The following is a 241-nucleotide window of genomic DNA, read 5'->3' as shown; positions in this document are numbered from 1 at the left end:
GCATTTAAATACAGTGGCATCGTTGCCGTGAGCGTCTTTCCTTCACCAGTTTGCATTTCAGCGATATCACCTTCATGTAATGTTATCGCACCTAAGACTTGGACATCTTTAGGATACATAACTAAGACACGCCAACTTGCTTCACGAACAACTGCGTACGCTTCTGGTAATAAATCATCTAACGTAGCTTGATGATTTGCTAATTGTTGCTGAAACGTTTTTGTTTTGTCCTGTAATTGTT

The 241-nt window shown here is 39.8% G+C and carries 1 pseudogene; it reads right to left on the bottom strand.

Annotation, left to right across the window (positions count from 1 at the left end):
* Positions 1-241, bottom strand: a pseudogene (locus tag SH09_RS14245) (accessory Sec system translocase SecA2); the annotation flags it as partial.

It is taken from the genome of Staphylococcus gallinarum (genome assembly GCF_000875895.1).
In the GTDB taxonomy this organism is placed as follows: domain Bacteria; phylum Bacillota; class Bacilli; order Staphylococcales; family Staphylococcaceae; genus Staphylococcus; species Staphylococcus gallinarum.
Note: the sequence above shows the minus strand (reverse complement) of the source record. Positions and strands in the feature narration are given on the sequence as shown.